The sequence below is a fragment of the Caldicoprobacter algeriensis genome (assembly GCF_023838525.1).
Taxonomy (GTDB): Bacteria; Bacillota; Clostridia; order Caldicoprobacterales; family Caldicoprobacteraceae; genus Caldicoprobacter; species Caldicoprobacter algeriensis.
This window is the reverse complement of record NZ_JAHUQD010000025.1, coordinates 1-23,639: the sequence shown is the minus strand read 5'-3', so window position 1 is coordinate 23,639 and position 23,639 is coordinate 1. Positions and strand designations below refer to the sequence as shown.

Sequence of the window (23,639 nt, the reverse complement as noted above, 5' to 3'; positions counted from 1 at the left end):
TGGGTACTGCTACGAAAAAAGCTTTCACTTTTAATGCGGTTAGAAAAGATGCTATTCTAAGTCTTAAAAAGCAACGATATAAAGGGAGTGAACGTGATGAATTCCAAAGAAATAGTATTAAAGACATTAAATTATGATAGCCCGGAAAGGGTTGCTAGGTCTTTCTGGGATTCTGATCTGGTATGGTGTGGTAATACGGTAAAGACATACGCTACAGAATGGAAAAAGGTAGGGGAGAGCCGCTGGGAAAGAATAGATGAATGGGGTAACGTATGGGCAAGACTTGATCCTACCTCTAAAGGAGAAGTAGTTAAAGGCGTATTAGAAGATGTGGAAGATTATACCGATTTTGAGTTTCCTGATTTTTCAAATCCTGATGATTATTTGACTGTGAAGAAGTGCAAGGATGAGCACCCAGATAAGTGGGTAATAGGTGGAATGCCTGGATTTACTTTCAATATAGCCAGAAAGCTTTTTAAGCTTGAAAACTATTTTGTCAAACTGATGCTGGAGACCGAGAAAATACACCAGCTTCATGATAAAATCGATAAGATGCTGGTGGATATGATCACAAATTATGCTAAGGCTGGCGTCGATAGCGTTATGTTTCCGGAAGATTGGGGAACTCAGACGCAATTATTTATAAACCCTAAGTTCTGGTACGAGGAGTTTTATCCGCGATTTCAAAGGTTGTGCGCAGTTGCGCATGAATGCGGTATAAAGGTTTTTATGCACTCGTGCGGAGCCATAGGTGCGATCATTCCTGGCCTCATTGAAGCAGGGATAGATTTGTTGCAGTTTGACCAACCAACGCTTCACGGGATTGATACTTTGGCATCCTATCAGGAAAAAGCAAAAATAACATTCTGGTGTCCGGTGGATATTCAAAGAACGCTTCAGACAAGGGACGAAGAAAAAATAAGGGCTGAAGCAAGGGAATTGCTTGATAAGCTTTGGAAAGGTAGAGGCGGATTTATCGCAGGTTATTATTCTGATAATACCTCCATTGGTTTAGACCCTAAGTGGCAGGAGTATGCTTGTGATGAGTTTGTCAAGCGAGGGCGCATGGAGAATTATGTTTGAAGATTAAGTCTACGCAAATGAAAGTTAAGGCATATCCGTATTCGCTCATACTTGATGAAATTCAATTGGGTTAACTATCCACCGCTTAAAGAAGCGATGGCTTAGTAAAACCTGGTTTATTAGCTTCAACCATCAGAGTAAGGCTAATGAAGCTACGTTAGACAGGTTATGACGGCCCAGGCGCCACTTAGGTCCCGGGCTCTGTCGTACAGGTTTAAACAGTCCTGAATGGTAGGGACAGTGACCTGGCGTGACAAGCCTTGTCTGACGTTGGCGATGAGCACCTAACTCCCTACGCAGGTTTACCGTTTACAATCCAGCTTTTAGTGATACCACTACCCACAACTGATTAGGGTATGACTGGATATAGGGTCAAAAACAAGAGATTATCGACGATTGGGGAAGAGATATTTTCTGGTTTAAGGATTGGTGATTATTCGCTATAATAAGCCTTTCAGGGGAGAAGATGCACGACAGCGCCAAACGTAGCCCATCAAAGCTTGTAGAGAGGAGAATGTTATAAATGAGTGGAGAGTGCGGGATATTCTATCTTTATATGGAGTATTCTGCATTTGTGTATGATGAAAAACAGCGAATTCATTAAAAATATAGAGAAAATTAAAGAAATTATTAGATATATGTGCTTAAACGCTTTAAAATCATGATTTATAATCAAAAAGTATGTTGAATTATTAAAGGTTGTTGGTTATAATAAATTACGCTTGATGACGAGATGGGCCATTAGCTCAGTTGGTAGAGCACCTGACTCTTAATCAGGGTGTCCGGGGTTCGAGTCCCTGATGGCTCACCAGAAGTACCAAGACTACGAGGGTCTTGGTACTTTTTTATTATGTTTGATATATTATAAATCGCGTATGCCATAGGTGAAAACAGCATACAAAAGGAGCGTTGGGTATGGATAAGTTTGAACTGAAAAGTGAAAAGAGCGTTTTAATGATAATCGACATCCAAGAGCGCTTGGTGCCTGTGATGGAGTATCGTGATCAGGTGATACGCAATGCTAAAATTCTTGTGTCTGCTGCCCAAAAGTTAGGAATTCCTGTGATTGTAACAGAACAATATCCTAAAGGCCTAGGGAAAATCATCAAGGAGATAAGTGATGTGCTTGGCGCTTTTCAGGCTTTTGAAAAGACATCTTTTTCAGCTTGTACCCCGGAGGTTGTATCTGAGCTTGCCAAACTGGGGCGAAAAAAGGTAATTGTATGTGGGATGGAGACTCATGTGTGCGTTTTTCAGACGGTAAGGGATTTGCTCCGTGATGGTTATCAAGTTTTTGTGGTCAAAGACGCGGTATGTTCAAGAACCCAGGAAAATTATCAAAACGGATTATATTTAATGTCGGAAATGGGAGCTGTTATCACTAACACAGAAACGATATTATTTGACCTTTTGAAAAGGGCAGGCACTCCATTATTCAAAGAGCTTTCGAAGCTTATAAAATGATTAAAAAATTTTTTCCTGTATTGGGAATATATGACTTAGACTATTTGTTTAATGACGAGAACAAGTATAATGCGGTTTTACTACCTTGTAAAGAGGTTTGGCAGCCCAAAAGCAGTGTGGGAGTGCACCTGTGATGACATCTTGGATGCATGCAGGTTGAAGGGGTTACAGGAGAAATAAGGAGTTTAGAGGCAAAAACTGTAAGTACTTTTAGTAAAGGTGAAGCAAAGGTAAGCGTGCTATTTTCTATATCTTCTATCAATTTCAGCCAGGAGGGATCTGATAAATTGAAAGTAAAATTTTTAAAATTATTTATTATAGAATTCCATTTTGAATTTAACTCATACATTTTGGTTATTATAAGTTTTAACTTTAAATCAAGCTCAATCTCATTTTCGTATATTTCTTCCTCGAACAACAACTCATAGAACGCACGTGTAATTTTTATTGCATTCACACCCGTCTTATCATATTGAAATTCTTCTTTTCTCATATTTAACTCAACTGCAAGGTTCCTGCATTCAAGAATTATATCCCTTATTTGTCCATTATGCCACATCAGAGTGTTCATTTGATCTTTTGAAATCTTTCCGGACTCCAGTATTGTTTCATACACCCGATTGTTTTCTTGAATTGCTATCATAAGATTCCGGATATCCTTATCCAACCTGTTAGAAATGTATGCTTTGTACATCCCGCTGGCTTTGTACTGTGAAAAACTAAAAAAAAGAAGAACAACAATCAAAATAGTTGTTAGATTTTTACGGAAATAATGGTGGAGCATCTGGAAATTAAACTTTATAATATTCACCCAGAAGTTTCGCAAATTAATAAATAAAAAAGGCGTAATCCTTTGATATTTAGAGGTTTAGAAAGAATAATACTCGAAATATGTAAATTCCGATTTTTACTGGAAAAAATTTAGGGTTAAAAAATAGAACCATCCTTTCTATAATTAAATTTTGTAACAAACTCAAAACAGAAAGGATGGTTCAAATGAAGAAGAGTCATATAAAACAAATGCTTACCTACTTCTCCAGGATATATCATCTTGGAGAAAAAATCAAGGGGTTAAAAGACGGAAGGATAAAACCCCAAATAGAAACTTCGACTATTTGATACCGTTAGGCGTTCGTTAAGCAGTTTTGATATAGACAGTTTGAATGGTATGCATGAGCATATAATAATATATAGAAACAAGGTATTTAGGAACGGTACGATAGAAGGAGGAGTTTATGGTCTTTTCAAATTCCAGAATTACAATAAAATGGAAAAACGCTAATTCCTTATTACGAAAAATTTATACTGGAAATTAGATGCGAAATTTCTGTTCAGAAAAAATCATTGTTTACTTTTGCTTGATTTATGCTATAATATAAGTAAGGTTAATCGGTACCGCTAGGATGCGGTTGCCCCAAGTTGGTTATTTTAAAAAGATTTTAATAACCACCCTGGTGCCCAGCAGGGTGGTTATTTCCTTTTGGAGGTGAACTCCAAAAGTGCTATGACAAACATACCGAACGCTATCATTAGGGACAGCGCCTCGAATATGCTTATCATAGGTACCACCTCCCTTCTATCGGGAAGTGGCAACCGCACCCTGCTGACCGATTACCTTGTTTTCATTTTACCATAAAAATGTAAGCCTAGTAAACATAATTATAATGTTTCAAGCGTTTCAACTGCTTCCTCCAAATCCTGTAGACTCGGGTTTAGTATATATAGCGGTTGTGTTAATGTTAACGTGACCCAGCAGGTCGAAAACCAGTGTATAAATTCTTCAACATCGCGCAGGTATGCTCTAACGGTATTTTTTTGATTTTTGTTGCCGTAGCAGCTCTTCTTTGAAAGAATCCAGAATGGTATTCAGATCATCTGCCATGCAATTTCTCTCCTTTTCTTATTAGCGGTATTAGTTGCAATTTCCATGCCAACGGATGCTTTTTTGAGTGCCATGTCAGGAGGCAATCCTCTAGCTGCCCACTGGAGCGCGCTATCTGCATACCAGGGATTGGCGTCTTCCAGAACATCCAGCATCCATAGCACAGATTTCGGTCCATGCCTGATAGTTATGTATTTTTTAAGCGTTTCTATATTGGCTCTGCTGTATTCGTTCGGTCCATCGGTTCTGAGCGCAGTATAGTCCTTAAACTTTGCCTTTCCTTCAAGCAGTAAAAGTTTTTCTATTCCCTGCTCGCATGATGGATTAAGCGGCGGCAGTTTTTCAAGTCCGCGCTCGTCTGGCATAAAGCACAGGTCAGGTTTCCACTCGTCCAGCTCTGTATAATGATTTATAATTCTTGCGACAGGCATACCGGTAGCTTTGCTTGCAAGCGCATCCGCAAACTTATTTTCCTCGCGTAGGATCCACTTAAAATCTACCTGACAACCCAGCTGCTTTATAAGCTCGAAGACCCTATCGGCCAGTTCTGCAATTGCAGGAGATTTTATGGCATAAGCTCCGGTGAGTTGATAGACAACCAATTGAGAATCTGACATAACAAGTATGGATTCCGGCTCAAAAGCGGTGAGGTAATCTAGTGCGGCAATAACCGCCAGGTATTCGGCTTGGTTGTTTGTACCTGTTCCCGGCGAATGAAGGCATGTAGCCGTAAGTTTCCTGCCGGGGTTTTGATATATTATATAGCCGATCCCCATACGGCTGGGGTTTCCGGCGCAGGCGCCGTCGGTATAAACTAGGAACTCATGCTCTACTTCTTTCTGTCCCCCTTTAAAAGGTTGAAATCAATTATGTAGTGTTTAGTGTGGAAAGGACGAAAAATATTATCATGCATTTTTTAGGGGGAATAATCCCTTATTTTTTATCTGATTATACCATTAATTATACCCCAAGAGGGCAAGATATTTTTGCCACATAAAAGGCAAATATACTGTTCAATTACAACATATTCTAAATGATATTAGTGTGGCGTTAATTGAAAGTGGACATGATTATGGTTTTGTGGTTTACCGGAAAACACCTTATCTTCCTATTTATAGGTATAAAACTTCTTTATTTGGTGCTGAACCTGTTGTTCACAGAGAAGAAGGACACCATCATCAACCTCAAAAAAACTGAAGAATACAAAGATGTAAACTTCAGCCACTTTGTCGACTTGCTTATGGAAAATGAGGTATTCAAGGACTGCAAAAAAGTCCCTGCTGTTCCCAAAGGTAAACTTACTGTCCTATTTAGCCCTAAAATAGGCGTAAAAGCTTTCTATGCCGGTACAGTATATGATTAATACCCTAATCCTCGAAGAACGACCTAAAAAACAGGCTTTACAACAGCCTGAGCATAAGTCAGAGAAAAAAACATAATTCTGTAAAACCGGCTCCTGATCATCCGTGGAAACAACAGACTCAAAAAAGCCCAGGATCTCTTACGAGGAAACAGATAGTGAGATCCTGGAGATGCTAGGCCAGTTGTTTAATTCCACACGAGCCTGGGCATAGCACATTTAATCTATCACTTCTCCCATAGGCTATCATACAAGCTTTGATAGTATTTATCAAGGCTTAGTTTCTCATTGCCTTTTTTAGCCTCCATAATAGTATTAAAAAGGCCCTAAACTCAGAGTGCATGTCAAGTGGTCCGTGGAATAAGTTGAGGTGACCCTATAGTTTTGCTGCTTATGCCGCGAAAGCCACTTGACATGCACCCTCTTATGTAGGCTTTTACCTATGTCGGTGGGTGTAATACACCTACCGGTCTGCCTAGTGGCGAGCGATAAAAGCTCTAATTGCTTTGTCCATAGTTACCCTTGTAATATTTTATTTTTAAGTCTTATAGTGATATTTTTACTGAATAAAATTGTCCTTCTTTAGATGACATTTTCACAGACTATTGACAGTGCAAAAATTCTGTTGGTATCATGATTTTCGAATTTGTGATGCCGGACTCAAGGAAATACTTGTCACCGGTTAGTAGTATATCGGCTTTAGCTGCAATGGCAGCTCGGAGTATTGGTCTGTCAGAAACATCCCGCACAAGTTTTTCTTCAGAAGTGTCAATAACAGGGGTCGGGACTACTTCAAGAACGGTGAGTGCCAGCGCCAGAAAGCGCTCAAGAGCATCAATTTTATGAGGAAATTTCATATATACTACTGTACAGAGATGTTGTAGTGGAACACAGTTAATGTTAGCATTCTACAAGTCTTTCAAGAAATCATCAGGAGAAACTACTTTAACGGGAGATCCCCTAAAGTCCTTAACGTTGCGAGTAATGATGCATTCAATTTTTCCGCGTTTGGCACATGCGGCAAGCAATGCATCTTCATAGTCGGTCATAGGCAGTTCAAGCGCTTTTTCACAGTCAGAACTGGTAACATCCATAATATTAAAAAGCGTAAAAAGTTTACGCAACTCTTCTTTGCATCTTACACTGTCATGAAGGTATTTGTGCAGCAAATAGTATATGTCCGTTACGCAATTTGCCGTAATGTATGCGTTGATTTTTTCCTCGGCAGCCATAATAAACAGTTTTTGTGCAGCTTCGTTAAAAGGGGAGCGGGAAAGCATGGCATCAAGGATGACGTTAGTATCAATCAATACGTTCATGACGGCTCAGCCGCTCCCTTCTAGCTTGTTCCAATGTCGCGTCGGCAGGCAGTATACCAAACAATGATTTTGCCATCTCAATTTTGTCCTGTTTGACGTTTGTGAGTTTGGCAATTTTTTTACCGTTTTTGGTGATATATATATCCTCTTTGGCAGCAAGGGCTAGATATTTTCCAACATTGTTTTTAAACTCTGTAGCAGTTATTATCATACATCAACCCCCTTTTTATTGTGTACAAAATATATTATTACATCGTCCAATATTATTATACAAAAATTGTGCGTTTGTATCAATATAAAACGCACAAAACTTTTTTGTAGAGTGTGCAAAACTTTTTGCGCGGTACACAGGAATAAAAAATATCTGGTTATCTTCACGGATGAGTAACAAAGGGACTGCATCAAAAAAACCTCTTGCAAAAGTTTGAGAGAAGTATTGCAATATGTTTGTAAAAATAGAGGATAGGCTGTTTTGGAGCCGAGCTGCTGTAAAACTCCAAGCCAATGGAGTTCCCCGGTTGCGAGTTAGCAGCAAGCGGTACCATGCCAAATGCAGGGGTACCGCAGAGGCCGACCTTTCAGTAGAAAGGTCATAAATAAAAAGGTGGAACAAGGGATCCAAAAAAGGAGCGTATATTCATGCGCTCCTTTAATTTTTTGTGCGCCCGGCATAGACGGTATTCCGACCGAACGGCTTTGGGACTAGATTCGGGCCGAGTGGCCACGCATCCGGGAGGAACTGCTCACAGGAACCTACAAGCCCAAGCCCGTGCGCCGGGTCGAAATCCCGAAACCCGGGGGAGGCAAGCGGCTTTTAGGCATACCTACCGTAATGGACCGCCTGATCCAGCAGGCACTCTTGCAGGTACTGACGCCCATTTTCGATCCACAATTTTCAGAAGCCAGCTACGGGTTTCGACCTGGGCGGAAAGCGCACGACGCGGTAAGGAAAGTGCGTCAATAGGTAGAAGAAGGATACGAATGGGCCGTGGACCTGGACATAGAGAAATTCTTTGCAGGGGTCATGATAAACGGGGTGGTCATAGAGACGGTAGGAGGGACGCCACAGGGTGGACCTCTAAGCCCACTTCTGGCCAACATTCTTTTAAATGACCTTGATAAGGAGCTGGAAAAGAGGGGTCACAGATTTGTCCGCTATGCCGATGACTGCAACATATATGTCAAGAGCAAGCGCGCGGGCGAGAGAGGGTTATGGCTAGTATTCGTAAGTTTCTGCAGGAGCGGTTGAAGCTTAAGGTAAACGAGCAAAAGAGTGCGGTAGATCGGCCATGGAAACTAAAGTTTCTGGGGTTCAGCATGCACAAAGCCAAAGGAGGAAAAATATTCATCCGTCTGGCACCGCAAACCATCGAGCGAGTGAAGGAAAAGATACGGGGAATAACAGATCGGAATAAACCCATAAGCATGGCTGAGCGCATAGAGCGCCTCAGTAGCTATCTAGGCGGATGGATGGGTTACTTTACACTAGCTGAGACACTCAGCGTATTCAAGGAGCTAGAAGGCTGGATGCGGAGGAGATTGCGTATGTGCCTGTGGAAGCAATGGAAGCGAGTACGGACAAGATACCGCGAGTTACGTGCACTGGGATTACCGGAGTGGGTAATACATGAAATGGCCAATGCTCGTAAAGGGCCGTGGTGGATAGCCTATGGGCCGATGAATAGAGCCCTGGGCAACGCCTACTGGCGAACCCAGGGCCTGATGAGCTTAACTGAACGCTATCAAAGTCTTCGTCAAGCTTGGTGAACCGCCGGATGCGGACCCGCATGTCCGGTGGTGTGAGAGGACGGGGGTTAGTCACCCCCTCCTACTCGATTATTTTTTGTTAAAACTATACGTTTATGCGAACAGTTCTGGTGCCGAAGGTGGGAGTCGAACCCACACGGGGTGTAAGCCCCACCGGATTTTGAGTCCGGCGCGTCTGCCAGTTCCACCACTTCGGCATGTCATTGACTTTTGACAACAAATATAATAGCATATTAGCTGTAAGAATGCAATAGTGATTTTAAACAATTATTTATAAAAGGTGATGATTTGTGAGAGCAAAAGAAAACGAAGATCAGGAAAAAGCTGTTTTGCTAGGGATTATTGAGTTTAGTCGTGATCAGGAAAGCATGGAAGAACTAAAGGACCTTGCTGAAACGGCGGGTGCACAGGTAGTAGGAGTTATCACGCAAAAGCGCAAGGGTATCGATAGTGCACATTATATTGGAAAGGGCAAGCTGGAGGAATTGAAGACATTTATCCAGAACAACGAAGTTGACGTTGTCATAGTAAACGATGAGCTCAGTGGTTCTCAGATCAAAAATATGGAAGATTTTTTAGATGTAAAGGTGGTGGACCGAACCTGTCTTATTCTTGATATCTTTGCCAGCAGGGCCAGGACAAGGGAGAGTATGCTTCAGGTAGAGCTGGCCCAGCTAAAATATCGGTTGCCGCGACTCACTGGTCTGGGTAGCCAGCTTTCAAGGTTAGGTGGTGGAATAGGTACCAGAGGGCCTGGCGAGACCAAGCTGGAAACCGATAGAAGGCATATACAGAACAGGATAAAATCAATAGAAAGAAAGCTGGCCAAGCTCGAACGGCACAGAAATCTGTACCGTCAAAGGCGCGCGAAAAACAGGATACCGGTTGTGTCTATAGTAGGATATACAAACGCCGGGAAATCCACATTATTTAATGCTCTTGCCAAAGCCGAGAGTTATGTGGAGGATAAGTTATTTGCTACCCTTGACACCTCTGCGCGCAAGCTTATCCTGCCTTCGGGGATGCAAGCGGTGCTGGTCGATACTGTAGGTTTTATCAGGGACCTTCCGCATGATCTGGTAGAAGGGTTTAAATCTACTCTGGATGAGGTTAAGTATTCGGATTTGCTACTTCATGTGATCGATATAACATCTTCTGATGTTGATGAAAAAATAAGGGTGGTGGAGAAAGTATTATCCGAACTGGAAGCAATAAATATTCCCAGAATAAATGTGTTCAACAAGATCGATCTTTTGGAGTCGTATCCGGCTGCAAACACAAAAGAAACTGTCTTTGTTTCAGCAAAAAACGGGATTGGGCTGGAGGCTTTAAAAGAGGCCATTGAGGGGAAATTAGCTGAGAAGTATGCTATGCTTTGATTGATTGGAGTTGCGGGGAGCGAGAAGCTGTTGATTGTTTATTTACCCCAGAACTTTAAAGACTGAGATATTATTTTATTGCTTTAGCTTTACAGTTGTTATTTTGTCTTTAACTATAGCCATTTGCCTGGTTAATTTTAATAACCTGGTCAAACTGAATAAAATTCAAACCATCAATCATAACCTGAGATTTTTATGAACCATATCGATCTAGTGTGAGCTCAGTTATGAATATTGCTTATTGGAGTTTAGTAAACGATTACATTTCTGCATTTATAACTGCCAGTGGGTACCATCCAAAACAACCATTTTGCATTTAGAGACGAATTTTATGGCGGGATTGTGTACCTAGTAATATGCGGGATACTGATGCTTGGTATAGTGATTATGTTATCATCGATCAAATAGTTAATCGTCCTATTAAAAACATGTTGGCTAATATCAAGCGTGTTTCTTCGGGATTTCTCTTATAATCCTTCTATTGAGTCCCATAATGAGAGTAGATATATTGGCATTGATATAAACAAAATGGTACGCGAAATACAGAAATTGATTGGTGATTGGATAGAAAATGAAAAAGTCTACCGCCGGAATAGTCAAGCGGGAAATCCTTGAGAAATCGGTATTTCTACTATTACCAAAAAGCATGGGGAAGACGTATTAAGGGGATATGCCTACCAATTGCAGAAGAATTTTAAAAAGCAAATAAATGACTTTTCTTTAAACCTCTTCATCATCTATGCTGCTTTTATACAGCATACCTATTGCAAGCAAAGCTGTACTCAGCCATATTATTACAACGCCGTTCCAGCCCAAGTGTTCAGAGATACCTCCTATTATGCACCCTGCCATACCTGCTCCCATGTAAGAAGAAAAGTCCAAGAATCCTGCTACTGAAGAGGTTTTGTTATATTTGGTCAATCCCATGGGTATCACACTCAAAAGCAGGGTGTTGGCTCCGTACATTAACGCCGAACAGCAACCCAGAAGTATTACCCCCATTACTATACTGAATCGACCAAATAAAAACAATCCGAGAAAGGCAATAACAGAGGTACCGAATATAGTCATAATTGCAATATTGTGGTGATAGTTAAATTTTTTATTCAGCCAACCTGATAATAGAATTCCTCCAAAATTCATTATTGGGATTAAAAGTATATAGCTGGTAGTGGAGGAAAGGTCAATATTATGGGTTTCCAATAGATATGCGGGTCCCCAAAGGCTTATACTGTCTTTGATGATTCCTTGGCACATGCAGACGATGGCTATCATCCAAAGCTTTTTCTCTTTAATAAATCGCCAAAAGGGCATTTCATCTCCTTGATTAAGACTATGTTTTTTTAAATCCTGGTTTTCATCTGCGGATAATCCGTTATTAAGCAACTTTTTTGTACTTAACATCCAAATAATTGCGTAATTGAATACCAGTATTCCAGGAAGTCTGAAAACCCAATGCCAGCTTGTTGTGGTGAGGATTTGCCCGGAAAGGCCCCATCCCAGCAAATATCCCCAAACCATTGATGTTGATATTCCTACTGAAATGCGTGTTCTGTATGTTTCGGGAAAGGATGCTGAAAGGATTTTCACAATAGGTCCCCAGAGCATGGATTGGAAGAATCCATTAACCGCCCAAAAAAATATCATGGCGGCCATGTTCAAAGAAAAACCAAATAAGATATTGGCTATGGCTGACATTGTAAGGCCAATAAAAATCAATATCCTTCCGGGAACTTTATCGCCAATATATCCATTTATCAGCTGGCCTATGCCATATATCCAGAAGAAAAAGCTACCAATCAGGCCTATACTGGCTTTGTTCCAGCCAAAGGACTGCTGGAGGGCAGGAATGACTACTGATATATTGATTCGACAGAGATATGCACTGGCATAAGCTATCCAACAGAGTATAAACAACTTGAGTGGTAGGTGTTTTGTATCTAGTGAATATTGCGCTGTGCTACTTTTTTGTACGTTGCTATTGTTAAAGTTCAACGGATGATACCCCTTTCATCGGTATTGGTAACGGTGTGCTTTAACATCATCTAATGGGAGATAAAGGTGTATTGTGAGAGGATAAGGCATTCGAGTAATATGCTAATTTCTTATTTGTTCCAGTATTTCTGCTACTTCCTGCATTTTGGAAATAGATCTATCATATTTTCGTAAAACAGCACAGGCGTGCAGGCTATCCAACAGTGCGATTTGAGCTATGCGCGAGGCAGTAGCTTCTTTTCGAAATCGCGTTTCGCCGGTAGATGTAATGAGATGTATATCGGCAATTTGGGTAATTGGACTGCCTGCAAAGCCGGTAATGCAGATTGTTGTAGCTCCTTTGTTTTTGGCTATTTTCAAAGCGTTTATTATGTCTGCGGTTCGGCCCGAATGTGAGATGCCAATAGCCACGCATTTGCTGTCAAGCATGCTGGCCGATACGCTGCTGATGAACGGATCAGTTGCAACATAGGCGGGATATCCGATTCTCATAAACCGGTAGTAGGCATCCAATGCGATGGGTGCAGATGTACCTATTCCGTAGAATTCCAGCCTTTTAGCGGTGGCAATTGCATCAACAGCTCTGGATAGTTCTTTTGCGTCAAGAACTTCCAAAGTATCTTTCAAGGCTTGACTGCTGTATGTGAATATTTTTTTAGTAACTGTCAGCGGGTCATCACCCATTTCTATATCGGAAGGTATGGGTTCCTCATACTTTTGAATGTTTTTTGCAATATTGATCTTTAGCTGTGTAAAGCCATTAAAGCCAATCTTCTGGCAAAAACGTATTATGCTGGACTTTGCCACTCCAATGCTTTTTGCTACCTGTTCTACAGTCATGTAAATTATTGTATCGGGGTGTGCAAGTATAAAATCGGCTATTTTCTTTTCTACTTCAAATAGAGAAGGATACAGGCTTTTAATATAAGCCAGGCAGTTGTTTTCGCTCATTTTGTAACCCCCTATGGTCTTTGAAAGCAGTCTTTGTTATATACAGGTTGCGTCCAAAGTCTGGTGCCGTTTTCAGCAATCACTTCAACCCTTACGTATTTTTCGTTGCCTTGAAGTCTATATACTCCGCGGTTACCGAATTGTTGGTCTAACAGATTTCCGTTTTGCCCGATAAATCGATACTGATAATCTTTTATGTACGAATTCTTAAACTGTGCGGATATATAAATGATATTATTTTCGAATATGAATTCGTTGAGTAATAGTCCGGTGGATACGTAAAATCTGCCCGATAGAATAGCCGATTGAACATCAGAGTGGGAGCATGAGGTGGATAAGATAACGTTCCAGGCTCTTCCTAGGTCATGCCAGTGGTGAAAGTCGTCGCTGCCAAATCCCCAGGCAAGCCTTCCATTGGAGAGAATGTAATCCCATGTGTCGGTAGCCAGCCCTGATCCTTCTAATCTGTAGATTAAATGATTGTATATTTCGATGCCTGCAAAGCCGCGAATTGTGTCAATAGCTTTCCAAGGCCAGTATTCCTTGTGGATCCAGTTTGGATGGCAGAGGATGACGAAGCCGCCCTGATTAATGCAGGAGTCAATGGCTTCCTGGTGATTTCCGGTACATACTTCATTACAGTTTATACACAACATATGGGGATTTTTGGAATATTCGTAGCCGTTTAGCAAAACAATATCGTACTTTCGCTCATATTCTTCTGTATTAGTTAAAAGGTCGTGGTTAGATATGGTTAAGACTTTATATCCGGCATCTTTGTATGCTTCTAATACCTCATGGATTTCGTTATGCCCACAGGTTCCTTTCCCTGTTCCTGCATGGGTGTGAAAATTGGCTTTTAAACCGTGTTCAATCCCTATCACTGCATTTTGATATGGATTAACAAACATCTCATCTTCCTCCTTTTAACGTCTTTAAAAAGCTTTTATAACGGATATAGGCTTAAGTCACTTCTTGAACATATTATACTTTATTGCGAAATAAAAATCAATATAATATAATAACTTAAAGAATAAAATTCCCTAAAATGAAAATACACTGAAAAGTAAACACATTTTTCACTTGACCTTTTAAAACTCGTGACTAATACTGTTTCAAAAATTTTAAGTATATTTTAAGTATGATTTTTACCGACAATTACTGTGTCTTCTGATCATATCGATAGTTTCTGCAATTTTTGCAATCCCTCACAGCTGAAACAGTACTATTGTTATGACGTTTGGTGAGTTATATGCTCTAATATTTTTGACACCGTTTATGTTGATCTTTTAATTACTCATGCATATGTTTTTGTGCGGGTATATATTTGATAAAAAAGAATTGAAAAATCCTTTTTGATATAATGAAAGAATTATAATTTAGAACACTCTCGAAAAGTAGCTGAGCAGCATAGGCACAACGATTGATTTTGTAGAGCAACCTTGCAGAATAATTATGGGGTGAAGTCCCAAGACCGAACCTGCAAACAAGCTAAAACAAAGCTCTCAGACTTTTCGAGAGTCTAATAAACTATATAGCTGGGGGTAAGACGAGAGGGTGGCAGGCGTGATAAGATGGGATAACATTGGCAACGTCAATATTACGTCTGAAATGTTTAGTGATAAAATAGCGGTTTGTTGGATGCAACAAACCGCTATTTTTTTGTGTTGAAAAATTTTTTACTAAACTATCACCTCTTTTCATTATATCTCATAGTATATATCAGAACAAATGATAATCCTTCTCTGGCGTGCCGGTAAAATTCATGGAAATTATAATTTTACTGGCAGCCAGCAAAAAGTAGTGTTAAATTAAATAAAAATAAAGGGGGAAATGGTGTATGCATGATATGGATTTCAATGAATTGAAAGCTCAATTAAAGGCTGAACTCGAGGCCGAGTTGAAAGCCGCAATAAAATCTGAGGTTGAGGGAGAACAGGATGTTGAAGTGGAAGACAAAGAGCGCAACGACCAGAAACAGTTTAATAAGCAAATTAACTACAACATTCTGACCCAAAAACAGTATCAAGGGCAAAAAGCTGAGAGCGAAACGGATACCGACGTGGAATCCGAGAGTGAAGCAGAAGCCGAAGCAAAAAGTAAGAATAAAGCCAAAGTTGAAAATGAAGCAAAATCCGAAAGTGAAGCAAAGGTCGAAGCCGATAAAAAAGGCAAGTATTTTGGTTAAATTTAAAATACGGTGGGGGATTTCCCCCACTGTACATAAGTATTTGTTCTGCAGTTGGCCCCAGAACCTTATTGTCGGCCAGCGTAATTTCTCAACTGTATATAAGTATTATTTGTGTATGTAATCATAAGGGCAATTGCTTATGGTTGTTATTTATAATTCTCCAATAATAGACAGGAGGATTTAATATGGATTTGCAGGAAAAATTGCTTGAAGAAAAAGTGGAAAAGGCTAAGACAAAAGAGAGCAAAATATTAGAAAGTGACAGCATTCAGTATAATTGTCAGGACCTTGATCAAGAGCAGAGAGTTGATGTAAATCCAACACAATCGAATGCTCAAAACATTCACATTTATATAAGCAGTAATAAGAACAATCTTGCTGCCAGGATAACCGGTGTTACTTATTTTGAAGAGAGTAAAGATACTGCCCCAAATGTAAAAATAAGGTTATTTTTTGGACACGAACGTGTACTGCCGGTATATGAAACAAATTCTGATAATAATGGTAATTTTGTTATAGAAGATATACCGCCTGGATATTACACCCTTTATGCTGAACTTGGTGATTTAAAATACTATTCGCACTATATTAAAGTCCTTCCCGGTCAAAGTATACATGAGTCAGTGCTGTTAAGGTGATGTATTAACTGAAGCAATAGATGACGTGTTTTTCCTTGATGTGGTGATGGCTATAGTATATAATTAAACTCGACAAACAGCTTGATGTCGTATAACCGTTTGCTATTGACATTGTAAAGCAACAAACCGACCATGTAAAGCTATTTGAGGTGAGAAATATGAGTACTAAAAAAATGGTATTATTAACTTTTGTTGTTTTACTGTTGTTTTTGCTGGTTGGGTGTATCCCCGGTGATGGAACTCATACGCCAGACAGGCCCGCGGGATTTTTCTGGGGAATCTGGCACGGCTGGCTTGCCCCGTTATCCTTGATAATAGGCTTTTTTGATAGAAGTATCAGAATTTATGAGGTCAACAACAGCGGCTGGTTTTACGATTTGGGGTTTTATATTGCCGTAATAAGCGGATTTGGGGGAATATCTTTTGTAAGAAGGAAAAAGAGATGAAGTTGATAAAACGATAATAGATTGAGAAAGGAGCAACATCTGCATGGACATCAATACAGCACGAACAGCAAATCCTCTTAAATTGTGGTACCGGCAACCCGCCAGAGAATGGGTAGAGGCCCTGCCGCTTGGCAATGGTCGCCTTGGGGGGATGATTTTTGGCGGTGTGCTAAAAGAACGGATTCAGCTCAACGAGGATACCCTGTGGTCGGGATATCCCAGGGATACCAATAATTATGACGCCATAAACCATCTTGAGAGGGTTAGACAGCTCATATTTGATGGGAGGTATGTAGAGGCGCAGAAGATAATTGAAGGGAAGATGCTTGGTCCTTGGAATGAGTCCTATCAGCCCATGGCCGATCTGTACATAATTTTTGAGCATGAAGATGAGGTATTAGATTACCGAAGGGAACTTGATCTTAATACCGCTTTGGCCAGGGTGGAGTATCGTGTAGGGGGTGTCACGTATATCCGTGAAGCCTTTATAAGTGCTGTGGACCAGGTGCTGGTGGTGCGTTTATCCGCAAGCCAGCCTGGCCGGATAACCTTGCACGCCATGCTTGACACGGTGCATCCCTATTCTATTGCACGGGGTAGCAGTCACTGCATGGTTTTGCATGGCAGAGCCCCCAGCCATGTGGAACCCAGTTATGTGAGCAGCGATAATCCTGTCATATATGAAGAAGGAAAGGGCATGGAATTCGAGTGCTGGATGGCCATTATAACCGATGGCGTTGTATTTGAAGGCAGAAGCTTTAAGGCTGATAATGAGGATACTGCTGACTGTGAGAGCGGTGCGAATGCCTGTGAGAATTGTATAAAGGTAGAAAAAGCAAGCGAAGTGATTATTATTTTATCTGCCGCCACCAGCTTCAATGGATACGATAAAGACCCCGCAGTTGAGGGCAGGGACTGTTCCGAAGTGTGTGAGCGCGTGCTTTTGGCCGCACTGCAGAAGTCGTACCGGGAACTGCTGGAGGACCACGTGCGCGATTACCAAGCTATCTTCAAGCGTGTGGACTTGTACCTAGGGTCTTCAGAAGCTGTAAATCTTCCTACTGATGAGCGGCTAAAGGCTTTGCAGGCAGGAGCAGATGACCCGCAGCTGGTAGCTTTGTACTTCCAGTATGGCAGGTACCTTCTTATTTCCAGTTCAAGGCCCGGTACCCAGCCCGCCAATCTTCAGGGTATATGGAATCAAGAGGTAAGGCCTCCGTGGAGCAGCAACTGGACGGTAAATATCAATACCCAGATGAATTACTGGCCTGCTGAGGTGTGCAACATGGCCGAGTGCCATGAGCCGCTGTTTGATATGATTGATGAACTTAGGGTAAATGGCCGGAAAACGGCGCAGATTCATTATGGCTGCAGGGGTTGGACGACGCACCACAACGTGGATTTATGGCGTACTACCACACCGGCGGGTGGTTCGGCTAGATGGGCTTTCTGGCCCATGGCGGGGGCGTGGCTGTGCAGGCATCTTTGGGAGCATTACGAGTTCAGCCAGGATGAGGAATTCCTGGCATCAAGGGCTTATTCCGCTATGAAGGAGGCTGCTCTTTTCTGCCTGGATTGGCTGGTAGAAGACAGGGATGGCAACCTTGTTACCTGTCCCTCCACTTCCCCTGAAAACGTCTTTATAACCCCCGAAGGAGAACGGTGTGCTGTGAGCATGGCGTCAACCATGGATATGTCCATTATATGGGACTTGTTTACCCACTGCATAGAAGCTTCACGAATATTAAATATCGATGAGGATTTCAGACGACAGCTTGAGCAGGCGAGGGAGAGGCTTTATAAGCCGCGTATTGGGCGCTTCGGCCAATTGCAGGAGTGGATTGCCGATTTTGACGAGCACGAACCCGGGCACAGGCATGTATCGCATTTATATGGCCTATATCCCGGCCACCAGTTTACCTTTCAAAATGAGCTACACTTGGTTGAAGCGTGCAAAAAATCCCTGGAGAGGCGGCTGCAGCATGGTGGCGGGCACACCGGTTGGAGCTGTGCCTGGCTCATCAATCTCTGGGCCCGACTTAGAGAGCCCGAGCTGGCATATAAGTACGTACGGGTTTTGCTCAAACGCTCTACCTACCCCAACCTGTTTGACGCCCATCCGCCTTTCCAGATAGACGGCAACTTTGGCGGTACCGCTGGTATTGCCGAAATGCTTTTGCAAAGCCATGCGGGAGAGCTTCACCTGCTGCCCGCCCTACCACGGGCATGGGAAACGGGGTATGTAAAAGGGCTCAGGGCCAGGGGAGGTTTCGAAGTTGATATGGAATGGGAGAAAGGTAGGCTGACAAAGGCGGTTATCCGTTCGCTGGGAGGCAGGCGCTGTAGGGTTCGCACGTCTGTTCCTGTTGAGGTTGCACACCGTGGAAAGGGTTATCCAGTGGATGAACCTGAACCAGGAGTGATAGAATTTGATACTAAAATGGGTGAGTGTTATCGTTTACAGCATAAAGAGAGGGGAGAATGTCTATGAAAAAATTAATAAAATGCTCAAACTTCGCAGTTAAATATTGATGTCTAAGCCTTGAAAAATCAATAATTCACTTAGATTATATACCTGTTAAGATGCTTTTTTTATGCTCCATTTTACTCTTATAATACTCGGGAAGTTTTGCAATAAAAGCATCAATCAACTCATCAATCTGTTTACCTGAAAGAAATAGATTTTCTTCCCAAACATCACGAAGTAAGCTGAGTATAAGTTCTAACGCTTCTGCAAATGGAACCCCTGCTTTTACAATCTGTCCGAGCATCTCGAGAAAAACTTTCGGACTACTTGATATTGCTTGTTGTCTTGCTTTATAACCACAGGATCGTTTATCAATCTTCGGATTTGTCTCGGTAAGCCTGTTCTTCTTATTCTGTAAACTAAGATGCCTGAATAGTAAGGGAATGAGTGTAACTCCATCAGTCCATGCAAGAGTCAATAACCTGAACCCGCATTTAAATCTACCACCTTTCCCTGTATGATCATGTACATTTGCTAGTAATTTTACATTCTTGCTTCTCGGACGGCTGTAAAGAATATCATATACAACTATTGCGTTAACTCTATTATCCGAAGTCAACCCCGAAATTTTGGCAATAATACGTACAGTAAGACTCAGCATAAATGTAGCCCAATTAATAAAAGGCGAATTCAGAAATCTATATACAACATCTTTTCCAAAGCCTGCATCGTGTGTTCCATTGAGTATGTTCATATACATACTTTTCTTCGTGTAAACAAGCTGCAGAAGATACATGAAAATGTAGATTACAGGTATTCCCTTGGATTTATAAGTATTGGCTTTCTTAAGTACCTTGCCAACAGAATATTCTTTGCAAAAAGATGAAATTGATGTAATTATACTCTTTTCATCGTAAGTATCTTGTGTTAAAATATTCATCTATACATCATCTATTTGGTAGTTTTGTATTTTATAACCATTTACAATTATACCATAAAAGAGAGGATGTTTCTATATTTTTATGCTGAAAAATGTTGATTTTTCAAGGTTCAAAGCATATTTTTAATGTGCGAAGTTTGAGTTAAAATAATGAAAAGGAGTATTAGAACAAAAATTATGAGAATACTGAATCTTTATTGCAACTTAAAGCCTTACAAAGTTGGGGATGCTATTCACAATGAGCACTTGACAAAAGCTGCAATGTATCTATATAATAAGAGTCGATTGCAGATGGGGTGATGAAATTGGTTATTGACGTATCGGATATTCTAAAGGAAAAAGGCTTCTCAAAAGAATTTAGCGGGAGCCAGCCCCTGGAAGATATCATATATCAGGGAGAGAGGATAGGCCTGCTAGGCCCGGTTGGCGTATCAGGCCATATAACGAATACCGGCAAGCTGCTGGTGGTTGACGCAGATGCGGTGGCCAAAGTGTCGCTGCAATGCGGTAGGTGCACCAAACGTTATGACAAAGAATTGAAATTTAGTTTTACTGCCAGGTTGAGCAAGATAGGCGACCCAGAGGACCCGGACGTTTTTCTTTATGAAGGTGAGGTAGTGGACCTGAAGGATATAATCCTTGAATTCTTGCTGCTAGAGCTGCCCATGCGCGGACAATGCAGTGAGGAATGCAAGGGATTATGTCCATATTGTGGTTGTGATTTAAATGTAGAGCAGTGTCAATGTGAAGAGAAGGTGGAGCATCAAGAAGAACGCGTGGTAGATCCGCGCCTTCTGGCTCTGAAAAAAGCACTATCTGCTAATGGTGAGGAGGTGTAAGGATGGCTGTACCGAAGAGAAAGACTTCGAGGGCAAGAAGGGACAAAAGGAGGGCCCAGTGGAAGGTTACGTTGCCCAGCATTGTGACGTGTCCACAGTGCGGAGAAGCCAAGCTCTCTCACAGGGCTTGCAGATATTGTGGCTATTACAAGCGCAGACAGGTTATTGATGTGGAAGAAGGATCTGCCCAGCAGTAAGGGCAGTTCTTCTATTTTTGGCGCTAAAAATTGTTTACTGAGAAACGCCTTCTATGATTTTAGTGTGAGAAGTCTATTTTGGCGCTCAAAACGAAATCCGCTATGTTATTTGTTGCTAACATTTCTAGTGTTATTTGGTTCTAATAATGTTTTCCTCTGGTATTAATATTTTTTATTCCTGGTTGCGACATTTACTGTAGATAACTGTTGTTCTTTGATACCGATGTCCTCTGATCAGCTGCTGTTTTTCTGGTATAGTACAACCATTTTATGCTATAATATCCTCAGACGTTCAAAACGCAGTAATATGGGAGGGATGCAGGTGGGGACTTTGAGAAGCCGGAGTGAGATCGATGAGAAGTATAAATGGAGGCTGGAGGACATATACGAGAACGAGGAGCTGTGGGAGGAAGATTATAAGAGCACAAAGCAGCTGCTTGAGGAGATTACCGGTTTTGAAGGCAAGATAAATACCGCTGAAAATCTCCTTAAAGTGCTGAAGTTAAACGACCAGATAGGTATGAAAATGGAAAAGATATTTGCGTATGCCCGGATGCGAAGGGATGAGGATAACGCCAATCCCAGGTATCAGGCTTTGACCGACAGGGCAATGCGGTTGAGCATCGAAGCTTCCAGCGCCACATCCTTTATAGCACCCGAGATTTTATCCATAGATGAGGCCAAATTGAGGGCCATGATTGAAGAGCTAGAAGAACTTAAGGTTTACCGGCAGTATCTTGACAATCTGTTGAGATACAAACCGCATGTTCTTTCGCCGGAAGAGGAAAAAATACTGGCCGAGACCCAAACGATGGCCCAATCAATTTCCAACATATACACCATGTTAAACAACGCCGATTTGAGGTTCCCATCTATCAAGGATGAACAGGGCAATGAGGTGGAGCTCACCCACGGAAACTTCATAAGCTTTATGCAGAGCGGCAACAGGGATGTGAGAAGATCAGCATTCAACGCCATGTGCGATACTTACAAAAAATACATAAACACCTTTGCCGCCACCATGGCAGGCAACGTCAAGAAGGATGCCTTTTATGCCAGCATAAGGAAGTACAACTCGTCATTGGAGGCTTCCCTGTTTGATGACAACGTGGATGTCAGCGTGTATGACAACCTCATAGACACGGTGCACAAGAGGCTGGGAGCGCTGCACAGGTATGTCGGCATAAAGAAGCGGCTTTTGGGGCTGGACGAGATGCACATGTACGACCTCTATGTTCCACTGATACAGGGGTATGACAGGAGGTTTACATACGAAGAAGCGGTGGATCTGGTGCTGGAAGGTTTAAAGCCGCTGGGGGATGAGTACATAAACCTGCTCAAAGAGGGCTTTTCTTCCCGCTGGATTGATGTTTACGAAAACATAGGAAAAACGTCGGGGGCTTATTCGTGGGGAGCATATGGAGTACACCCTTATGTGCTCCTGAACTTTCAGGGCAATCTCAATGACGTATTCACCATTGCCCACGAGATGGGGCACGCCCTTCACACTTACTATTCAAATTCGGCACAGCCTTATGTGTACTCGGATTATAGGATTATCCTGGCCGAGGTTGCTTCTACCTGCAATGAGGCCATACTCATAGACTATCTTTTGAAGAATACCAGCGATGAGAAGGAGAAACTGTACCTGTTGAACCACTTCCTCGAAGAGTTCAGGACCACGGTGTTCAGGCAGGTGATGTTTGCCGAGTTCGAAAAGATAATCCATGAAATGGCCGAAAGAGGTGAAGCACTCACGGCCGAAGCGCTCAGCAAAAGGTATTATGAGCTTAATAAGCTGTATTACGGCGATGAAATCGTGGTGGATGAAGGTATAAGCTACGAATGGGCCAGGATTCCGCACTTCTACAGGAACTTTTACGTATATAAATACGCGACCGGTTTTTCGGCCGCAATAGCCATTTCGCAGATGATCATGAATGAAGGCAAGGCGGCGGTAGAGAGGTACAAGGAGTTCCTGAAGAGCGGAAGCTCGGATTATCCTCTCAACATCTTGAAAAAAGCAGGCGTGGACCTCACGGTTCCAAAGCCAATTGACGATGCGCTGGATGTATTTGAGAAATTAGTTGACGAGTTTGAAAAATGAGGTAAGGAATCGATACGTTGAAAAAGGGTGATAACTAACTTGGTAGTAATAGTCTGAATGAATTGGGGGTATGCTGAGCAATACGTACGGTGGTGTTAGTGATGATATTATTGGGTCCACCGCTGAGGCTTGTCCGTATTGACCTGATGGTAGGCATCATTGTCAGTCAGGGATCTCTTACTATAAACATTATAAACAGTATCAACACTTACATTATATTTACGATTTGTGCGTCAGTTTAGTAGTGGATACCTTTAATGAACTACTTTTTACTTTTTATTTTACAATATTTAGAAATTTAAAATTCTAATAACTTAAAGCTAAATCTGACACTATCATCTGAAGCGGGGTGAAGAGTTATAAATAATGCTTTATAGGTTAAAGAATAGGATAAATTTAATCTAGATGAAGTATCGTCTGCATATGATACACATATTCTTTTATCAGGAGTGGGTGTTGTTGGTTTTGCATTAAAATATGCATGTCCTTTTGGTTCGTTGTAAAATTAAATGCAACACCTAAAAAATAGTAGAACCATAGTGAGAAATCCTGTATGATATAGATATCCAAAATCACTAAACATACAAGGGGGTCTCACTATGGCTCAACATAAT

The 23,639-nt window shown here is 41.5% G+C and carries 22 protein-coding genes, 2 tRNA genes and 2 pseudogenes; 15 read left to right on the top strand and 11 right to left on the bottom strand.

Features of this window, described 5'->3' with window-relative positions:
* Window positions 1-96: 96 nt before the first annotated feature.
* The 3 genes from KVG29_RS11415 to KVG29_RS11405 all read left to right on the top strand — a co-directional run bounded on the left by KVG29_RS11415 (window position 97) and on the right by KVG29_RS11405 (window position 2,547).
* A complete protein-coding gene (locus tag KVG29_RS11415) occupies window positions 97-1,083 on the top strand; it encodes a uroporphyrinogen decarboxylase family protein (protein WP_252228570.1) in 987 nt (328 codons plus the stop codon).
* 735 nt (window positions 1,084-1,818) lie between these two features.
* A tRNA-Lys gene (locus KVG29_RS11410) sits at window positions 1,819-1,894 on the top strand.
* Window positions 1,895-1,998: 104 nt separating this feature from the next.
* The gene (locus KVG29_RS11405; RefSeq protein ID WP_252228569.1) at window positions 1,999-2,547 is read left to right on the top strand and encodes a hydrolase; all 549 of its coding nucleotides are present in this window, start codon (window positions 1,999-2,001) and stop codon (window positions 2,545-2,547) included.
* 40 nt (window positions 2,548-2,587) lie between these two features.
* Here the strand turns inward: KVG29_RS11405 and KVG29_RS11400 are convergent, their stop codons facing one another.
* The gene (locus KVG29_RS11400) at window positions 2,588-3,214 is read right to left on the bottom strand and encodes a hypothetical protein (protein ID WP_252228568.1); all 627 of its coding nucleotides are present in this window, start codon (window positions 3,212-3,214) and stop codon (window positions 2,588-2,590) included.
* 329 nt (window positions 3,215-3,543) lie between these two features.
* Here KVG29_RS11400 and KVG29_RS12470 point away from each other — a divergent pair, with 329 nt between their 5' ends.
* The gene (locus tag KVG29_RS12470) at window positions 3,544-3,666 is read left to right on the top strand and encodes a hypothetical protein (protein ID WP_276576537.1); all 123 of its coding nucleotides are present in this window, start codon (window positions 3,544-3,546) and stop codon (window positions 3,664-3,666) included.
* Between the two features lie 351 nt (window positions 3,667-4,017).
* On the opposite strand, the gene KVG29_RS11395 is transcribed toward KVG29_RS12470, so the two are convergent.
* The gene (locus KVG29_RS11395; RefSeq protein ID WP_252228567.1) at window positions 4,018-4,107 is read right to left on the bottom strand and encodes a putative holin-like toxin; all 90 of its coding nucleotides are present in this window, start codon (window positions 4,105-4,107) and stop codon (window positions 4,018-4,020) included.
* A 306-nt stretch (window positions 4,108-4,413) separates the two neighbouring features.
* A pseudogene (locus KVG29_RS11390) lies at window positions 4,414-5,241 on the bottom strand (ribonuclease HI family protein); the annotation flags it as partial.
* Between the two features lie 260 nt (window positions 5,242-5,501).
* On the opposite strand from KVG29_RS11390, the gene KVG29_RS11385 reads away from it, so the two are divergent.
* Window positions 5,502-5,792: a hypothetical protein gene (locus KVG29_RS11385; protein WP_252228565.1), complete on the top strand. Its 291-nt coding sequence runs from the start codon at window positions 5,502-5,504 to the stop codon at window positions 5,790-5,792.
* Between the two features lie 599 nt (window positions 5,793-6,391).
* Here the strand turns inward: KVG29_RS11385 and KVG29_RS11380 are convergent.
* Genes KVG29_RS11380 through KVG29_RS11370 form a run of 3 tightly spaced genes read right to left on the bottom strand, consistent with a single transcriptional unit; the run spans window position 6,392 to window position 7,319 of the window.
* Window positions 6,392-6,646, bottom strand: a complete 255-nt coding sequence (locus KVG29_RS11380) for a PIN domain-containing protein (RefSeq protein ID WP_252228564.1) — start codon at window positions 6,644-6,646, stop codon at window positions 6,392-6,394.
* Window positions 6,647-6,697: 51 nt separating this feature from the next.
* On the bottom strand, window positions 6,698-7,108 hold the full coding sequence (locus KVG29_RS11375) for a PIN domain-containing protein (RefSeq protein ID WP_252228563.1): 411 nt from the start codon (window positions 7,106-7,108) through the stop codon (window positions 6,698-6,700).
* A complete protein-coding gene (locus KVG29_RS11370; protein WP_252228562.1) occupies window positions 7,092-7,319 on the bottom strand; it encodes a type II toxin-antitoxin system Phd/YefM family antitoxin in 228 nt (75 codons plus the stop codon). Before KVG29_RS11370 ends, KVG29_RS11375 begins: the two co-directional genes overlap by 17 nt.
* 232 nt (window positions 7,320-7,551) lie before the next feature.
* Here KVG29_RS11370 and KVG29_RS11365 point away from each other — a divergent pair, with 232 nt between their 5' ends.
* Together KVG29_RS11365 and KVG29_RS12530 are read left to right on the top strand one after the other, a co-directional pair.
* Window positions 7,552-7,704: a hypothetical protein gene (locus tag KVG29_RS11365; RefSeq protein ID WP_252228561.1), complete on the top strand. Its 153-nt coding sequence runs from the start codon at window positions 7,552-7,554 to the stop codon at window positions 7,702-7,704.
* Between the two features lie 65 nt (window positions 7,705-7,769).
* Window positions 7,770-8,875, top strand: a pseudogene (locus KVG29_RS12530) (group II intron reverse transcriptase/maturase); the annotation flags it as partial.
* Window positions 8,876-8,983: 108 nt separating this feature from the next.
* Here KVG29_RS12530 and KVG29_RS11345 read toward each other — a convergent pair.
* Window positions 8,984-9,072, bottom strand: a tRNA-Leu gene (locus tag KVG29_RS11345).
* 93 nt (window positions 9,073-9,165) lie between these two features.
* Here KVG29_RS11345 and hflX point away from each other — a divergent pair.
* Entirely contained in the window at window positions 9,166-10,254 is a 1,089-nt protein-coding gene (gene hflX, locus KVG29_RS11340) for a GTPase HflX (protein ID WP_252228557.1), read from the top strand.
* Between the two features lie 720 nt (window positions 10,255-10,974).
* On the opposite strand, the gene KVG29_RS11335 is transcribed toward hflX, so the two are convergent.
* The 3 genes from KVG29_RS11335 to KVG29_RS11325 all read right to left on the bottom strand — a co-directional run bounded on the left by KVG29_RS11335 (window position 10,975) and on the right by KVG29_RS11325 (window position 14,111).
* A complete protein-coding gene (locus KVG29_RS11335) occupies window positions 10,975-12,249 on the bottom strand; it encodes an MFS transporter (protein WP_252228556.1) in 1,275 nt (424 codons plus the stop codon).
* A 102-nt stretch (window positions 12,250-12,351) separates the two neighbouring features.
* Window positions 12,352-13,200 (bottom strand): MurR/RpiR family transcriptional regulator, encoded by an 849-nt coding sequence (locus KVG29_RS11330; RefSeq protein ID WP_252228555.1) that lies wholly within the window; start codon window positions 13,198-13,200, stop codon window positions 12,352-12,354.
* A gap of 11 nt (window positions 13,201-13,211) precedes the next feature.
* The gene (locus KVG29_RS11325) at window positions 13,212-14,111 is read right to left on the bottom strand and encodes a PHP domain-containing protein (protein ID WP_252228554.1); all 900 of its coding nucleotides are present in this window, start codon (window positions 14,109-14,111) and stop codon (window positions 13,212-13,214) included.
* A 929-nt stretch (window positions 14,112-15,040) separates the two neighbouring features.
* Between KVG29_RS11325 and KVG29_RS11320 the strand changes: the two genes are divergently transcribed.
* The 4 genes from KVG29_RS11320 (at window position 15,041) to KVG29_RS11305 (ending at window position 18,966) form a co-directional block, all read left to right on the top strand.
* Window positions 15,041-15,388: a hypothetical protein gene (locus KVG29_RS11320; RefSeq protein ID WP_252228553.1), complete on the top strand. Its 348-nt coding sequence runs from the start codon at window positions 15,041-15,043 to the stop codon at window positions 15,386-15,388.
* A 188-nt stretch (window positions 15,389-15,576) separates the two neighbouring features.
* Window positions 15,577-16,029 (top strand): peptidase associated/transthyretin-like domain-containing protein, encoded by a 453-nt coding sequence (locus KVG29_RS11315; RefSeq protein WP_252228552.1) that lies wholly within the window; start codon window positions 15,577-15,579, stop codon window positions 16,027-16,029.
* Between the two features lie 158 nt (window positions 16,030-16,187).
* Window positions 16,188-16,475, top strand: a complete 288-nt coding sequence (locus KVG29_RS11310) for a hypothetical protein (RefSeq protein WP_252228551.1) — start codon at window positions 16,188-16,190, stop codon at window positions 16,473-16,475.
* A 43-nt stretch (window positions 16,476-16,518) separates the two neighbouring features.
* On the top strand, window positions 16,519-18,966 hold the full coding sequence (locus tag KVG29_RS11305; protein WP_252228550.1) for a glycoside hydrolase family 95 protein: 2,448 nt from the start codon (window positions 16,519-16,521) through the stop codon (window positions 18,964-18,966).
* 76 nt (window positions 18,967-19,042) lie between these two features.
* Here the strand turns inward: KVG29_RS11305 and KVG29_RS11300 are convergent, their stop codons facing one another.
* Window positions 19,043-19,882, bottom strand: coding sequence for a hypothetical protein (locus KVG29_RS11300; protein ID WP_252228549.1), 840 nt, complete (start codon window positions 19,880-19,882; stop codon window positions 19,043-19,045).
* Between the two features lie 299 nt (window positions 19,883-20,181).
* Here KVG29_RS11300 and KVG29_RS11295 point away from each other — a divergent pair, with 299 nt between their 5' ends.
* The 3 genes from KVG29_RS11295 to pepF all read left to right on the top strand — a co-directional run bounded on the left by KVG29_RS11295 (window position 20,182) and on the right by pepF (window position 23,025).
* The gene (locus KVG29_RS11295) at window positions 20,182-20,721 is read left to right on the top strand and encodes a YceD family protein (protein ID WP_252228578.1); all 540 of its coding nucleotides are present in this window, start codon (window positions 20,182-20,184) and stop codon (window positions 20,719-20,721) included.
* Window positions 20,722-20,723: 2 nt separating this feature from the next.
* Window positions 20,724-20,918 carry a 50S ribosomal protein L32 gene (gene rpmF, locus KVG29_RS11290; protein ID WP_252228548.1) on the top strand — a complete coding sequence of 65 codons (195 nt, stop codon included), beginning with the start codon at window positions 20,724-20,726 and terminating at the stop codon, window positions 20,916-20,918.
* Window positions 20,919-21,225: 307 nt separating this feature from the next.
* Window positions 21,226-23,025: an oligoendopeptidase F gene (gene pepF, locus KVG29_RS11285; protein WP_420840560.1), complete on the top strand. Its 1,800-nt coding sequence runs from the start codon at window positions 21,226-21,228 to the stop codon at window positions 23,023-23,025.
* Window positions 23,026-23,639 lie beyond the last annotated feature (614 nt).

Excerpts from the sequence above, each read along its gene's own strand:
- KVG29_RS11415 (WP_252228570.1), top strand. The coding sequence starts at position 97 with ATGAATTCCAAAGAAATAGTATTAAAGACATTAAATTATGATAGCCCG.
- KVG29_RS11405 (WP_252228569.1), top strand. The coding sequence starts at position 1,999 with ATGGATAAGTTTGAACTGAAAAGTGAAAAGAGCGTTTTAATGATAATC.
- KVG29_RS12470 (WP_276576537.1), top strand. The coding sequence starts at position 3,544 with ATGAAGAAGAGTCATATAAAACAAATGCTTACCTACTTCTCCAGGATA.
- KVG29_RS11395 (WP_252228567.1), bottom strand. The coding sequence starts at position 4,107 with ATGATAAGCATATTCGAGGCGCTGTCCCTAATGATAGCGTTCGGTATG.
- KVG29_RS11385 (WP_252228565.1), top strand. The coding sequence starts at position 5,502 with ATGGTTTTGTGGTTTACCGGAAAACACCTTATCTTCCTATTTATAGGT.
- KVG29_RS11380 (WP_252228564.1), bottom strand. The coding sequence starts at position 6,646 with ATGAAATTTCCTCATAAAATTGATGCTCTTGAGCGCTTTCTGGCGCTG.
- KVG29_RS11375 (WP_252228563.1), bottom strand. The coding sequence starts at position 7,108 with ATGAACGTATTGATTGATACTAACGTCATCCTTGATGCCATGCTTTCC.
- KVG29_RS11370 (WP_252228562.1), bottom strand. The coding sequence starts at position 7,319 with ATGATAATAACTGCTACAGAGTTTAAAAACAATGTTGGAAAATATCTA.
- KVG29_RS11365 (WP_252228561.1), top strand. The coding sequence starts at position 7,552 with ATGTTTGTAAAAATAGAGGATAGGCTGTTTTGGAGCCGAGCTGCTGTA.
- KVG29_RS11330 (WP_252228555.1), bottom strand. The coding sequence starts at position 13,200 with ATGAGCGAAAACAACTGCCTGGCTTATATTAAAAGCCTGTATCCTTCT.
- KVG29_RS11325 (WP_252228554.1), bottom strand. The coding sequence starts at position 14,111 with ATGTTTGTTAATCCATATCAAAATGCAGTGATAGGGATTGAACACGGT.
- KVG29_RS11320 (WP_252228553.1), top strand. The coding sequence starts at position 15,041 with ATGCATGATATGGATTTCAATGAATTGAAAGCTCAATTAAAGGCTGAA.
- KVG29_RS11315 (WP_252228552.1), top strand. The coding sequence starts at position 15,577 with ATGGATTTGCAGGAAAAATTGCTTGAAGAAAAAGTGGAAAAGGCTAAG.
- KVG29_RS11310 (WP_252228551.1), top strand. The coding sequence starts at position 16,188 with ATGAGTACTAAAAAAATGGTATTATTAACTTTTGTTGTTTTACTGTTG.
- KVG29_RS11305 (WP_252228550.1), top strand. The coding sequence starts at position 16,519 with ATGGACATCAATACAGCACGAACAGCAAATCCTCTTAAATTGTGGTAC.
- KVG29_RS11300 (WP_252228549.1), bottom strand. The coding sequence starts at position 19,882 with ATGAATATTTTAACACAAGATACTTACGATGAAAAGAGTATAATTACA.
- KVG29_RS11295 (WP_252228578.1), top strand. The coding sequence starts at position 20,182 with ATGAAATTGGTTATTGACGTATCGGATATTCTAAAGGAAAAAGGCTTC.
- rpmF (WP_252228548.1), top strand. The coding sequence starts at position 20,724 with ATGGCTGTACCGAAGAGAAAGACTTCGAGGGCAAGAAGGGACAAAAGG.
- pepF (WP_420840560.1), top strand. The coding sequence starts at position 21,226 with ATGGGAGGGATGCAGGTGGGGACTTTGAGAAGCCGGAGTGAGATCGAT.